This window comes from Burkholderia sp. LMU1-1-1.1 (assembly GCF_040675865.1).
Classification (GTDB): Bacteria; Pseudomonadota; Gammaproteobacteria; order Burkholderiales; family Burkholderiaceae_D; genus Rugamonas.
On sequence record NZ_JBEGHG010000013.1, the window covers coordinates 41,813 to 53,781 of the forward strand.

Sequence of the window (11,969 nt, forward strand, 5' to 3'; positions counted from 1 at the left end):
GGCCCGCCCTCTTTCCGCCGCTGCGCACCATGAACCCAGGTATTGCCTACGCCGCCTTCGCGTTCTTTTGCTGGGGACTGTTCCCGCTGTATTTCCACGCGCTGGCCGAGGTGCCGGCGCTGGAAATGCTCGCGCACCGCATGCTGTGGTCGCTGTTGTTCCTGGCCATCGTGCTGACCGCGCGCCGCCAGTGGAAATGGCTGCCGCAAACCCTGGGCCGGCCGCGCGTGCTGGCCAGTTTCGTCGCCAGCGCCGTGCTGCTCTCCGCAAATTGGTTCGTCTATATCTGGTCCGTCAACAACGGCCATGTCATCGACGCCAGCCTCGGCTACTTCATCAATCCGCTGGTCAACGTGCTGCTGGGCGTGGTGGTGCTGAAGGAAAAGCTGCGGCGCGCGCAATGGATCGCGATCGGTTTGGCGGCCTGCGGCGTGCTGTGGCTGACCTGGTCGGCCGGCCAGGTGCCATGGATTGCCTTGATTTTAGGCATCACCTTCGGTTCCTACGGCCTGCTGCGCAAGACGGCGGCGTTGGCCGCGCTCGAGGGCCTGTCGCTGGAAACGATGATCCTGTTCCCACTGGCACTGGTCTACGTGGTCTGGCTGACCCTGCACGGCCAAAACACCTTCGCCAACAGCGAATTCGACAGCACCCGCTGGCTGCTGGCGGCGGCCGGGCCGATCACGGCCATTCCGCTGCTGCTGTTCGCCGCCGGCGCGCGCAAGATTCCGATGGCCGCGCTGGGACTGCTGCAATACCTGTCGCCGACCATGCAGGCGCTGCTGGGCGTGTGGGTGTTCCACGAAGCCTTCCCGCCGGCGCGCCTGATCGGCTTCGTCATCATCTGGGCCGCGCTGGCGCTGTATGTGGCCGAGGGCCTGTGGGCCGGCCGGCGCCCGCCGCATCCGGCTACCTAGCGGCCGCCAGCGTCCGGATGATCGTCGCCTGGAATTTTTCCGGTTCATCCTGATGAATTTGATGCCCGGACTTTTCAAAGAGGTAGAGTTCCTTCCGAGGCGCCTGTAACGCCTCCGCATAGCGGACGGTGATGTTGGTCGACGTCTGAATATCGTTTTTGCCGACCAGGAAGTAGATCGGGCAGTCGACTTTCTTCAACGACACGTTCAGATCGATCGCCATCACTTCGTTCCAGACGGGCGACCAGGCTTTCGACCATTGCAGAAAACCACTCTTGAAGTCGGGGCTTGCCGCGAATGCCTTGCCGTCCTTGATGAAGAGCCATTTTCTCAGGTGGAAAAGGTCTTCGTCTGTTTTGAACGGCAGGCTGACTGCCGCCAGTTCATCGCTGGCGGCGGCGTTGTCCTTGAAGTGAAGCTTTAAGGTTTCAAGCAATTGCTTCTCGCTTGCCAACTGGCTGACCACGGGATTGACGGCGAAGTAAGCGCTTAATAATTCCGGATGGGTTTTGACGATATGGAAACCCAGCACGTTCCCCCACGAGCTACCCAGCAAATAAATCTTTTGCTGCTTCAGCTTCGCCCGAACGAAATTGATAACCTCGAGCGTGTCGCTGTCCATTTGCGCGAGCGCAGGCCTGGTGGGAGAGGGATTCAATTTGAGCGTCTTGCCGGCGTCACGCTGGTCCCATTGAACAATCGTGAAATACTCTTTCAGCTGGTCGGTGAAAGCGCCCGCATTGTTGATCATGGAACTGCCCGGCCCGCCCGATAAAAAGAGCAGCGCCGGCTTGCCCGCGTCGTCGGTCTTGATCTCGACGACCTGCTTGATGCCGCCGATATCGGGCGTGAAGGACTGGTCGATGCTCACCGGGCCGGCGCCGGACGGCAGCGGCATCAGCGTCGCAATGAAAAGCAAAAATATGGTTTTTATCATGGGTGTAGGTTTTATAAAGCGGAAGGACTCGGTGCCAGCAGGCGTTCGAGCCGATCTGGTTTGCCGGGGAGGCGTTCGAGGCGGGGATAACGCAGCGAGCCGTAGTATGGTATCAGCACCGTTTGCGACCGGCCGTCGGCGTCGAAGCCGAGCGAAATCGGCTGTTTCGTCGCGGCCGCCGACTTGATCGCCTGCTTGAGGGCCTCGTCGGTGTAGGGCTGTTCACCGACCGTGGTCAGCCTGGCGCCGATGCCGATGCCGGCGCGGAAGGCGGGCCCTTCCCACGCCACCGTTTTCACCACGCCTTTCTTGCCGACGGTCACGCCCAGCGACGCGCTCAAATCCATGCCGCCGACGTTGAAATCCTCGTTTTGGACGAAATATTCGGTCGCCTCGTCGGTGTAGACCAGGCGGTAGCCGGCGCGCGCCAGGCCGTCCAGCAGGTGGCTGTCATCGTGGGCGCGCAGGCGCGTGTTGAGATAGCCGGCCCAGTCGTGGGGCGCGATGGCGTTGAGCGCCTTGCAGACGTCGGCGAAAGTATAGGTGCTGGTCGCCAGCGCGTGGCGGCCCATTGCGCCCGCGCCGAAGAAGACGCCGGCGAAATCGGCCAGGCTGTGTTTACCGCCGGTGCGCTCCCGCAGCAGCATGTCGACGTCCAGCCACAGCAGCACGCCCTCGCCGTAATAATCCTCGCGCCGCTGCCAGTCGCGCCATTGCATCTGGCGCCCGGGCATGTACAGCGGGTCGTTAGTGGTGTCCAGCAGCGACTTCCATTGGCGGCCGGTGCGGGCGACGGCGTTGGCGGCATCGACGGCCAGCGCGTCCAGCGTTTGCTGCCGGGTGCGCAAACCCAATTGCGCGGCCAGCATGCGGCCCCAGAATTCGGTCTGCCCTTCGTACACCCACAACAGGCTGCCGCGCACCGGCTGGTTCATCGTCGGCGACCACAGGTCGGCCGGCTGGCGGAAGCGGCCGTTCCACGAGTGCGCGTATTCGTGCACGATCAGGTCGGCCATCGGCAGATGCGCATCCGGCCTGGTGAAGAAATCGAGCGCGAGGTTGTTCTCGCTCGATTCCTGATGCTCGCGCCCGCCCCCCGACGGGAGGATGTCGGACAATGTCAGCAGGAAATCGTAGTGGCGGTAGTGTTGCGAGCGGAACAAGCTGGGCAGCGCGGTGGCCATGGCGCGGTATTTGTCCAGCAGGGCCGGCGGAATGGCCAGCGCGGCCTCGTTGTCGCCGATCATGTTCAGGCGGACGGGGCGGGCCGCGCCGGGCGTGAGCTCGATACGCTTGAAGTAGCGGCCAGCGTGCACCGGCGCATCGACCAGGTCGTCGAAGGTGGTGGGCTTGAACGACACCAACTGGTCGCGGACGGAGGCCGTCTCCAGCGAGGTGGCGTACTGGAAGCCGGCGGGCAGCTTCAGTTCCGCCCGCACGGCGATGTTGCGGATGAACCAGCCGGCTGGATATAGCGCCACTTTTTGCCACGGCAAGGTCAGCATGTCGCGGCTCATCAAGGTGTTGCCGGCGGTCGGCGACAGGAACTGGAACTCCACCTCCAGTTCGCGCGCGCCTTTCGGGATGTCGATATGGAAGGCGTACGGATCGCCGCCGTCGCGCAGCCATTCGACGCGCCGGCCACCGGCCTTGACGATCAGGCCGGCCAGGCCGGTCAGTTGCTGGGTGGCCGAGTGGCTGTCGGTCTCCCATTGCGGATACATCAGCACCATCGCGCCCTCGCCCTGCACGGGAATGGTTTGGCGCACGCGCAGGATTTTATGGACTTGGTCGGTGGCGTCGACGCTGAGCTTGATCTCCCCCTTGAACGGGATGTCGCGCGGCGCAGGCAAGGTGGTGGTGGCGACAGCCCCTGCCGACGCGATGGGGAACAGGACCGCGAACAGGACTGCGCAAAACGTATTTTTCATGGGCATTAATGTGAATAAAGACCAGCCGTGGATTGCATGATTCATGCCACCGCTAAGTCCTTGAATTTGCTGGAACGGGGTGTCCGGATGCGCGTGCGATGTGTCCGGCGCTGTCCGCTGCGCCTATAATGCTGGTTACGGATTATCACTTACTCTCTTGAAAGTTCCCCCTGAATGGCAAATTACGTCTACACCATGAACCGCGTGGGCAAAATCGTCCCGCCCAAGCGCCAAATTCTGAAAGATATTTCGCTGTCCTTCTTCCCAGGCGCAAAAATCGGCGTGCTGGGTCTGAACGGCTCGGGTAAGTCGACCTTGCTGAAAATTATGGCAGGCATCGACACCGACATCCAGGGCGAAGCCGTGCCGATGCCGGGCCTGAACATCGGCTACCTGCCGCAGGAACCGCAGCTCGACCCCGAAAAAACCGTGCGCCAGGAAGTCGAATCGGGCCTGGGCGAAGTGTTCGAGGCGCAAGCCAAGCTGGAGGCCGTGTACGCCGCCTACGCCGAAGAGGACGCCGACTTCGACGCGCTGGCCACCGAGCAGGCCCGTCTGGAGGCGATCATCTCGACCTCCGACGGCGGCAACCTGAACCTGCAACTGGAAATGGCCGCCGACGCGCTGCGCCTGCCGCCATGGGACGCCAAGATCGGCGTGCTGTCGGGCGGCGAGAAGCGCCGCGTGGCGCTGTGCAAGTTGCTGCTGTCCAAGCCCGACATGCTGCTGCTCGACGAACCGACCAACCACCTGGACGCCGAATCCGTCGAATGGCTGGAGCAGTTCCTGCTGCGCTTCCCGGGCACCGTGGTAGGCATCACCCACGATCGCTACTTCCTCGACAACGCCGCCGAATGGATCCTCGAACTGGACCGCGGCCATGGCATTCCATGGAAGGGCAACTACTCGTCGTGGCTGGACCAGAAGGCCAACCGCCTGAAGCAGGAAGAGTCGACCGAATCGGCGCGTCAAAAAGCGCTGGCCAAGGAATTGGAATGGTCGCGCCAGAATCCGAAGGCGCGCCAGGCCAAGTCGAAGGCCCGCCTGGCCCGCTTCAACGAGCTGAGCGAGTACGAATACCAGAAGCGCAACGAGACCCAGGAGATCTTCATCCCTGTGGCCGAGCGTCTGGGCAACGAAGTGATCGAGTTCAAAAACGTGTCGAAGGCGTTCGGCGACCGCCTGCTGATGGACAACGTCTCGTTCACGATCCCGCCGGGCGCCATCGTCGGCATCATCGGCCCGAACGGCGCCGGTAAATCGACCCTGTTCAAGATGGTGGCCGGCCTGGACAAGCCGGACAGCGGCGAAGTGGCGATCGGCCAGACCGCGCGCATCTCGCTGGTCGACCAGAGCCGCGACACGTTGAGCGACAGCAAGAGCGTGTTCGAGGACGTCTCCGGCGGCGCCGACACGCTGACCGTCGGCCGCTTCGACATGCCGTCGCGCGCCTACCTGGGCCGCTTCAACTTCAAGGGTTCGGACCAGCAGAAGATCGTCGGCAACCTGTCCGGCGGTGAGCGCGGCCGTCTGCACCTGGCCAAGACGCTGCTCAAGGGCGGCAACGTGCTGCTGCTCGATGAACCGTCGAACGATCTGGACGTGGAAACCCTGCGCGCACTGGAAGACGCGCTGCTGGAATTCGCCGGCTCCGTGCTGGTGATCTCCCACGATCGCTGGTTCCTGGACCGTATCGCCACCCACATCCTGGCGTTCGAAGGCAACTCGCAGGTCACCTTCTTCGACGGTAACTATCAGGAATACGAAGCCGACAAGAAGAAGCGCCTGGGCGAGGAAGGCGCCAAGCCGAAGCGTATCCGTTACAAGCCGCTCACGGTCTAAATCCAGCGGTATAAAGGGCATAGGGGGCAGCTGGTTAGCTGCCCCTGCCACATCATCAGTCGAACTTGATCAGGTCCTTGAAGATCAGATGACCCAGGCTATGCTGCGCATGCATACAAACGTAGCGCGTCAGAGTTGCGCCAGGCCGCCGTCGACGGCTAGCTCGCTGGCGGTCATGAAGCTGCTGTCCGGCGATGCCAGGAAGGCTGCGGCCGCCCCGATCTCGGCCGGCTCGGCCATGCGCTGGAGCGGCGTCATCGCGGCGTAGACCTTCTGCCCCTCCTCGCCCAGCGCCGCCTTCGCCAGCTCGGTGGCGGTCGCCCCGGGCGACAACACGTTGACGCGGATGCCCGTCCCCTTCAGATCCTCGGCCCAGGTGCGCGCGAGGTTGCGCACCGCCGCCTTGCTGGCGCTGTAGGCGCTCATTGCCGGGGCGCCCGTGGTGCCGGCGCTCGAGCCGGTCAGGATGATCGAACCACCCTTGCCCATCAGCGGCAGCGCCTTCTGGACCGTGAAGATCGTCCCTTTCACATTGGTGTCGAAGGTTTCGTCGATATGTTCGGCGGTGATCTCGCCGAGTCGGCCCTGGCTGCCGGCGCCGGCGTTGGCGAAGACGATGTCGAGGGTGCCGCGCTCGGCCTTCACCGCGGCGTAGAGCCGGTCGAGGTCGGCCTCGTCCGAGACCGAGCCCTTCACCGCGCGGGCGTTGGGGCCGAGCTCGGCGACGGCGGCGTCGAGCGCGTCCTGCCGGCGCCCGTAGATGAAGACGAAGGCGCCCTCCTCGATGAAGCGCCTTGCCGCGGCGCGGCCGATGCCGGTGGCGCCGCCGGTGATGACGGCGGTCTTACCATTGAGTCTGGTCATGATGTGCGTCCTTTTCGTTGCAGAGTCAAGGAAGCAGGGATTGCTTCCTTGACGGCCAATATACCGAGCTGCTAACCTAAGGACAAGTATGCACTTTTAGGTAAGTACCCCTTTCGGGAGAAAATTATGACGACTCATGAAACCTGCGGCACCGGTGGCTTTTCCTGCGGGCTCGACGCCACGCTCCGCATCATTTCCGGCAAATGGAAGCCGCTGATCCTGTTTTTCCTGCGCGATGGCCCGAAGCGCTACGGCGAGCTCAAGCGCTTAACCCAGGGTGTCAGCGACAAGGTGCTGATCCAGCAATTGAAGGATTTGGAGGCCGATCACGTGCTGGCGCGGAACGACTACAAGGAAGTGCCGCCGCGCGTGGATTACTCGCTGACCCCGCTCGGTCGCAGCCTCGCCGAGGCGATCGTCCCGCTATGCACCTGGGGAACCGAGCACATGGCGGAAATGGCGAGCATCTTCGCCCGGCGCGACGGTTTGGCCGAGCAGGAAACGGACCAATCGCCTGGCCGGACGATTAACAGGATCCGTTAACCGTCTTCACACGGCGCACAACGAAAAAAAGCCACCTCGCGGTGGCTTTTTTCGTTGCTATCGCTTAGAACGCGTAACGCAGACCCGCCGTCACGGCACCAGCTTTGCGACCGGTGTCGATGTCGTTCTTGCCGTAGTTTTCATATTCCAGCGAGACTTTGACATTCTTGTTGATGGCGTATTCAGCACCGACGGATGCGTACAGTGCGGTCTTGTCCTTGTCGCCGCTTACCGACGAGAAACCGGTGGTGGTCACTTCGTTGGTGTTGCGGGCCACGCCCAGCTTGCCGAACAGCGCGATCTGCTGGTTCACAGGCCACGTGCCCTTGCCGGCCAGATAGTAGGAGTGCGCATCGGTGCGGATGCCGCCAGGCAGGCCGTTCGACGTGTAGTTGTACGACTTTTTACCGAAGTCGGTATAGCCCGCTTCCACGGCCCAGGTCTGGTCGATGTTGTAACCGCCGTAGACCTTGCCACCGGCCTTGTAGCCGCTGTGGTTGTCGCCGCTCAGGGCGTTGGGCGCGTTGAACTCGTAACGGCTGCCGACCACGCCAGCACCGATGTAGCCGGTGCCTGCGTCATCTGCGTAGGCGGAAGTACCGCTCAGGGCGGCTGCGGAAGCGACTAATGCGAACAGAATTTTTTTCATGATTTTTGATCTTTCAGCAAAGTGGTTAAAGCGGGAATTGCTTGGGATCGCAGTTCTCTGAATTGCGATGTGTTCAAGATAGCACTCCAACCACCTTGCGTCACGACCGAATTAGTAAGAAGTGTGACCAAGTGTAAGCCATACGTTTCATGGTATAATCGACGCTTCGCCAAACTTAAGCGAGGCTTAAGAAAGTTTCCGGGACCTTGAATTACAGGTCAGGAAATCAAGCGGAAGGTCAGGTTGATGCGGGGGCCGCGCGGTGTGCGCTCTTTGTTTATCCCATGCAGCCAGTGTTGCTGCAAGGTTCCAGCCATCAGCAGCAGGCAGCCGTCGCCCAGCGCCAGCTTGACGGTCTTCGGCAGGCGCCGATGCTTGAGGATGAAGGTGCGCGGCGCGCCGAAGCTGACCGAGGCGACGGCCGGCTCCGGTCCCAGTTCGCGCTCATCGTCGGCGTGGAAGCCCATGCTGTCGTGCTCGTCGCGGTAATAGTTCAGCAGGACGCTGTTGAAACGCCGGCCGGTGGCGCGCTCGACCGCCTCTTTGATGTGCAGTTGCAGCGGCGTGAACGGCAGCGGATGGAAGGTCTTGCCCGAATAGCGATAGCTCGCCTCGCCGTGCCAGGCCGTCAGGCGCGGCTGCATGTGCAGCTTGCCCCAGACCTGCACCTGTTCGTGGCGCCAGTCGGTCTCGTCGAGGAGGCGTTGCATGACCTCGGCCGGCGGCCAGTCCAGCGCCAGCCGCTGCTGAAACCACAGTTCGCCATCCTCGATCGGGATCGGTGTCAGGGCGGCGTCATCGGCGAATAAGTCCATGCGCGGTATGATACCGGCACTACGCGATCGAGGAGAACCAAACATGAAAAAACGCCAGTTCCTGGGCAGCGCCGTCGCCGGTGGCTTGGCCGCCGCCCTGCCCGCCGCTGCCGCCTCCCCCGCCGCCGGCCCGACCTTGTTGACCGTCACCGGCGCCATCGGCAAGCCCAACCGGGGCAAGTTCGACCCGGTGCGCGACCAGATGATGTTCAAGCAAAAGCTGAGTTTCGAGAAAGCGCACGCGTTCACCTTCGCGGCGCTGGCCGCGCTGCCCGCCGTCACCATCAAGCCGACCCTCGAATACGACGCCAAGGCGCACACGCTGAGCGGCCCGCTGCTGCTGGACGTCGTCAAGGCGGCCGGCGGCGCGCTCGGCGACAACGTCAAGCTGGTGCTGCGGGCGGTGGATGGCTATGCGGCCTCGGTCACGGTGGCGCAGGCGCGCGCGCAGCGCTACATCGTCGCCACCCACATGGACGGGGCGGCGATGGCGCTGGGCGGACTCGGCCCGTTATGGGCGATCTACGATGCCGACAAGGTGCCCGACATGGCAGGCAAACCGCTGCCAGAGCGGTTCGGTTCCTGCCCGTGGGCCTTGTATCACATCGAGGTGGCGGCGTGACGCCGCGCGGAAGGATTTAAGCGTAGGCTTCGGCCAGGGTCATCACGCGCGGCGCGATGGTGATGCCGATGCCGCTGAACAGCGCGGTGATGGCGGCCATGTTGGCTTCCATTTCCTCGGCCTTCCAACCCTGGAACAGGTCGGTGCCGTCCTTCTGGAAGTGCAGGTCCAGCACCTTGCCGCGATCCTTGTGGGTGTAGCCGCCGCTGTAGGTGTTCTTGAAACCCATCGCGGCCAGCGCGGCCAGCACTTCGGTCGGCGGATTGTCCGGATCGGTGGCCATGAAGACGCCGAAGGTTTTGCCGGGCGGCTTGGCGGCGATGTCGACGTCGTAAATGCCAGGCGCCTTCGTGACGGTCGTACTTTTCAAAAATAACATGTTCTTACCCCTATCCAATTGGCGCCGGCTGCAGTCCTGCTGACGTGTTGTATTGTGTACTTCTTGATTCTCAAAGAAAACATTCTGAGAAACAAGCTTATTGCGAATCGCCGCGTTTGTCGACAAATCCCGCCACTTATTTGTGAATTCGTATCAATAAAACTGCAACGCCTGACCCGGGACGGCGCCGGACCATAGGCAATCCTGTTTAAAATATAGTTGTTATGTAGTAATTTGCAAGGAGATAAGTGCCGAAGCGTGCAGCGCCGGCGGGTCAGGGCAGCTTGTGATGTTTTCTGCGCGCCAGGGCGGCGGTTGGCGCGACCAGCGCCTGATACAAGTCGCCGCTGCCAGCGTCCCAGCCTGCCACGGCGCGCTGCTGGCGCTCGACCGTCGCCATGTCGCCGCGCGCGATCGGCCCGCTGAGCGCGGCGGCGGCGCCCAGCCGGAACACATTGGCCATCGATTCGGACGCCAGCGGCTGCGCCATTTGCCGCGCTACCGGCTCCGGTATGCCAGCTGCCTGGTAGGCGCGCAGCGCGGCGTCCAGCACCGTCACCAGGTAGTTGCTGGCGAAGACGGCCGCTGCGTGGTACACGGTTTTGGCCGAGGCGTCGATCGGCACCGGCTGCGCGCCGATCGCCGTCAAGGCCGGCGTGAGCACGTCCAGCGCGCCCGCGTCGCCTTCGATGCCGCAAAACGTGCCGGCAAATTGCGCGGCCACCGCCGACGGGTCGGCGAAGCTGCGGATCGGGTGCACGCTGGCGACCAGCGCGCCGGCTTCCCGCGCGGCCTGCAGCTGGTCCGATGCCAGCGCGCCGCTGCAGTGGAACACCACGCTGCCGGCCAGCGGCACGGCCCGCGCCAGCGCGGCGCAGGCGTCGGCGATCTGGTCGTCGCCGACGGCCAGCACGTGCACCGCCGCCGGTTGCAACTGATCGTAACGCTCGACCGCGTCGCCGGCGCCGATGAAGGCCACGCCGTCGCGGGCGGAGGCCACGGAGCGCGTGAGCACCTGCTGGATGTTGAAGCAGCCGTGGCGCGCGAACAGGCGCCCCAGCACGCGGCCGACATGCCCGGCGCCTATCAGGTTGAACCCCGGCGTCATCAGAATCCCGATCCCGGCTGCTGGAGATAGGCCTGTTCTTCAGCGGTCGATGGCCTGCCCAGGATCGCGTTGCGGTGCGGGAAGCGGCCGAAGCGGCGGATCACCTCGCGGTGGCGCTGCGCGTAATCGCACATGCCGGCGATGCCCTTGAGGGTGGCCTCCGATACAACGTCGCGTTCTTCGTTTTCCATGCCGGTGTACAGCGCCACGGCCAGCTCCTGCATCGCCATGTCCTCGGCGTGCTCGAAAGGCAGGTAGACAAACGCGCGCCGCAACGGCGGCAGCGCCACATCCTGCCCGGCATCGACCATCGCCTGCGCCGCCTGCAGCGCCAACGCGTCGCCGGCGAACGCTTTCGGCGTACCGCGATGGACGTTGCGGGTGAACTGGTCGAGCACCAATATGCGCGCCAGTTGCGATTGCGGACCTTCCGCGTCCCATTCCAGCAGGCCGCCGGCCAGCGCCTGATCGATCAGGGCGCCGAAACGCCGGCTGATTTCACGATCGAAGTCGTCGTCCTTCTGGAACCACTCGCGGCGCGGGGCGTCGGCCGGCTGGCCCGGCCCCGGCTGGAACCAGAAATCGAATACGGCTTGGGCTTGTTCATTCATTGTCTTAGTTCCTTGCGTGCGACAGCTGGAAGCTGTGGATGCCGTCGAACGCGGCCAGTTCGGCCGACAGCACCGCCATCGGCGCGCCACTGCGCTTGCTCAGCGCGATGGCGACAAAGCGCCACTCCTGCTGGCCGCCGTCGCTGCCGATCATCAGCGAACCGCCAGCGATCTCGTAGCCGCGCTGCAGCGCCATCGCCCGCAGCGCCGGCTCCTGCGGCATATAACCGGCTTTGAAGCGCATCGTGATCGCGATCGCATGCCGCGAAGGCAGCCAGGCCTCCACGCGGGTCAGGAAGATCATCGACCCGGCGCACAATATCGCCAGGCCGATCGCGCCCAGATAAAAGCCGATCCCCACCATCACGCCGATCACGGACGAGGCCCAGATCGACGCCGCCGTCGTCAAACCGCTGATATTAAAGCCTTCGCGCATGATGACGCCGGCGCCGAGGAAGCCGATGCCGGTGACGATGCCCTGCACGATGCGGGTCGGGTCGGAGTTGATCAGGTACTGCGACACATGGCCGCCGAACCAGTGTCCCGGATAGCCGCCGATGACGGTGAGCGCGGCGGAGGCCATGCACACCAGGCCGTAGGTGCGCATGCCGGCCGCGCGGCCGTGGTACGAGCGCTCGTAGCCAACCAGCAGCCCCAGTGCCAGCGCACCCAATAGATTTAACAAGATCACGGCGTTGGTCGCCAGTTCGGCGTGCGACCAGTAGGCGCTCAGGAAATCGATGGCGGGCAT

Annotated in this window: 13 protein-coding genes; 4 read left to right on the forward strand and 9 right to left on the reverse strand. The window is 63.6% G+C overall.

Going from position 1 to position 11,969, the window contains the following annotated elements; all coding sequences use genetic code 11:
- Window positions 1-29: 29 nt before the first annotated feature.
- Entirely contained in the window at window positions 30-917 is an 888-nt protein-coding gene (gene rarD / locus MRBLMU1_RS14450) for an EamA family transporter RarD (protein WP_363502490.1), read from the forward strand.
- Here the strand turns inward: rarD and MRBLMU1_RS14455 are convergent.
- Together MRBLMU1_RS14455 and MRBLMU1_RS14460 are read right to left on the reverse strand one after the other, a co-directional pair.
- Complete coding sequence (locus MRBLMU1_RS14455; protein ID WP_363502492.1) at window positions 910-1,854, reverse strand: alpha/beta fold hydrolase; 945 nt, start codon at window positions 1,852-1,854, stop codon at window positions 910-912. The two genes, rarD and MRBLMU1_RS14455, sit on opposite strands and share 8 nt — an antisense overlap.
- A gap of 11 nt (window positions 1,855-1,865) precedes the next feature.
- Window positions 1,866-3,785 (reverse strand): peptidase M61, encoded by a 1,920-nt coding sequence (locus MRBLMU1_RS14460; RefSeq protein ID WP_363502494.1) that lies wholly within the window; start codon window positions 3,783-3,785, stop codon window positions 1,866-1,868.
- A gap of 174 nt (window positions 3,786-3,959) precedes the next feature.
- Here MRBLMU1_RS14460 and ettA point away from each other — a divergent pair, with 174 nt between their 5' ends.
- Window positions 3,960-5,627 carry an energy-dependent translational throttle protein EttA gene (ettA, locus tag MRBLMU1_RS14465; protein ID WP_363502496.1) on the forward strand — a complete coding sequence of 556 codons (1,668 nt, stop codon included), beginning with the start codon at window positions 3,960-3,962 and terminating at the stop codon, window positions 5,625-5,627.
- Window positions 5,628-5,756: 129 nt separating this feature from the next.
- On the opposite strand, the gene MRBLMU1_RS14470 is transcribed toward ettA, so the two are convergent.
- A complete protein-coding gene (locus tag MRBLMU1_RS14470) occupies window positions 5,757-6,491 on the reverse strand; it encodes an SDR family NAD(P)-dependent oxidoreductase (protein WP_363502498.1) in 735 nt (244 codons plus the stop codon).
- A gap of 126 nt (window positions 6,492-6,617) precedes the next feature.
- On the opposite strand from MRBLMU1_RS14470, the gene MRBLMU1_RS14475 reads away from it, so the two are divergent.
- On the forward strand, window positions 6,618-7,034 hold the full coding sequence (locus MRBLMU1_RS14475; RefSeq protein ID WP_363502500.1) for a winged helix-turn-helix transcriptional regulator: 417 nt from the start codon (window positions 6,618-6,620) through the stop codon (window positions 7,032-7,034).
- Window positions 7,035-7,098: 64 nt separating this feature from the next.
- Here the strand turns inward: MRBLMU1_RS14475 and MRBLMU1_RS14480 are convergent, their stop codons facing one another.
- Together MRBLMU1_RS14480 and MRBLMU1_RS14485 are read right to left on the reverse strand one after the other, a co-directional pair.
- Entirely contained in the window at window positions 7,099-7,683 is a 585-nt protein-coding gene (locus MRBLMU1_RS14480) for an outer membrane beta-barrel protein (protein ID WP_363502502.1), read from the reverse strand.
- A 218-nt stretch (window positions 7,684-7,901) separates the two neighbouring features.
- Complete coding sequence (locus MRBLMU1_RS14485) at window positions 7,902-8,498, reverse strand: alpha-ketoglutarate-dependent dioxygenase AlkB family protein (protein WP_363502504.1); 597 nt, start codon at window positions 8,496-8,498, stop codon at window positions 7,902-7,904.
- Between the two features lie 43 nt (window positions 8,499-8,541).
- Between MRBLMU1_RS14485 and MRBLMU1_RS14490 the strand changes: the two genes are divergently transcribed.
- On the forward strand, window positions 8,542-9,120 hold the full coding sequence (locus MRBLMU1_RS14490) for a molybdopterin-dependent oxidoreductase (protein WP_363502506.1): 579 nt from the start codon (window positions 8,542-8,544) through the stop codon (window positions 9,118-9,120).
- Between the two features lie 16 nt (window positions 9,121-9,136).
- On the opposite strand, the gene MRBLMU1_RS14495 is transcribed toward MRBLMU1_RS14490, so the two are convergent.
- The 4 genes from MRBLMU1_RS14495 to MRBLMU1_RS14510 form a co-directional block, all read right to left on the reverse strand.
- Window positions 9,137-9,499: a hypothetical protein gene (locus MRBLMU1_RS14495; RefSeq protein WP_090324042.1), complete on the reverse strand. Its 363-nt coding sequence runs from the start codon at window positions 9,497-9,499 to the stop codon at window positions 9,137-9,139.
- Between the two features lie 274 nt (window positions 9,500-9,773).
- A complete protein-coding gene (locus MRBLMU1_RS14500; protein ID WP_363502508.1) occupies window positions 9,774-10,607 on the reverse strand; it encodes a Rossmann-like and DUF2520 domain-containing protein in 834 nt (277 codons plus the stop codon).
- The gene (locus MRBLMU1_RS14505) at window positions 10,607-11,218 is read right to left on the reverse strand and encodes a DUF924 family protein (RefSeq protein ID WP_363502510.1); all 612 of its coding nucleotides are present in this window, start codon (window positions 11,216-11,218) and stop codon (window positions 10,607-10,609) included. Before MRBLMU1_RS14505 ends, MRBLMU1_RS14500 begins: the two co-directional genes overlap by 1 nt.
- A gap of 4 nt (window positions 11,219-11,222) precedes the next feature.
- Complete coding sequence (locus MRBLMU1_RS14510) at window positions 11,223-11,969, reverse strand: MgtC/SapB family protein (RefSeq protein WP_363502512.1); 747 nt, start codon at window positions 11,967-11,969, stop codon at window positions 11,223-11,225.

Excerpts from the sequence above, each read along its gene's own strand:
- rarD (WP_363502490.1), top strand. The coding sequence starts at position 30 with ATGAACCCAGGTATTGCCTACGCCGCCTTCGCGTTCTTTTGCTGGGGA.
- MRBLMU1_RS14455 (WP_363502492.1), bottom strand. The coding sequence starts at position 1,854 with ATGATAAAAACCATATTTTTGCTTTTCATTGCGACGCTGATGCCGCTG.
- MRBLMU1_RS14460 (WP_363502494.1), bottom strand. The coding sequence starts at position 3,785 with ATGAAAAATACGTTTTGCGCAGTCCTGTTCGCGGTCCTGTTCCCCATC.
- ettA (WP_363502496.1), top strand. The coding sequence starts at position 3,960 with ATGGCAAATTACGTCTACACCATGAACCGCGTGGGCAAAATCGTCCCG.
- MRBLMU1_RS14470 (WP_363502498.1), bottom strand. The coding sequence starts at position 6,491 with ATGACCAGACTCAATGGTAAGACCGCCGTCATCACCGGCGGCGCCACC.
- MRBLMU1_RS14475 (WP_363502500.1), top strand. The coding sequence starts at position 6,618 with ATGACGACTCATGAAACCTGCGGCACCGGTGGCTTTTCCTGCGGGCTC.
- MRBLMU1_RS14480 (WP_363502502.1), bottom strand. The coding sequence starts at position 7,683 with ATGAAAAAAATTCTGTTCGCATTAGTCGCTTCCGCAGCCGCCCTGAGC.
- MRBLMU1_RS14485 (WP_363502504.1), bottom strand. The coding sequence starts at position 8,498 with ATGGACTTATTCGCCGATGACGCCGCCCTGACACCGATCCCGATCGAG.
- MRBLMU1_RS14490 (WP_363502506.1), top strand. The coding sequence starts at position 8,542 with ATGAAAAAACGCCAGTTCCTGGGCAGCGCCGTCGCCGGTGGCTTGGCC.
- MRBLMU1_RS14495 (WP_090324042.1), bottom strand. The coding sequence starts at position 9,499 with ATGTTATTTTTGAAAAGTACGACCGTCACGAAGGCGCCTGGCATTTAC.
- MRBLMU1_RS14500 (WP_363502508.1), bottom strand. The coding sequence starts at position 10,607 with ATGACGCCGGGGTTCAACCTGATAGGCGCCGGGCATGTCGGCCGCGTG.
- MRBLMU1_RS14505 (WP_363502510.1), bottom strand. The coding sequence starts at position 11,218 with ATGAATGAACAAGCCCAAGCCGTATTCGATTTCTGGTTCCAGCCGGGG.
- MRBLMU1_RS14510 (WP_363502512.1), bottom strand. The coding sequence starts at position 11,969 with ATGCCCGCCATCGATTTCCTGAGCGCCTACTGGTCGCACGCCGAACTG.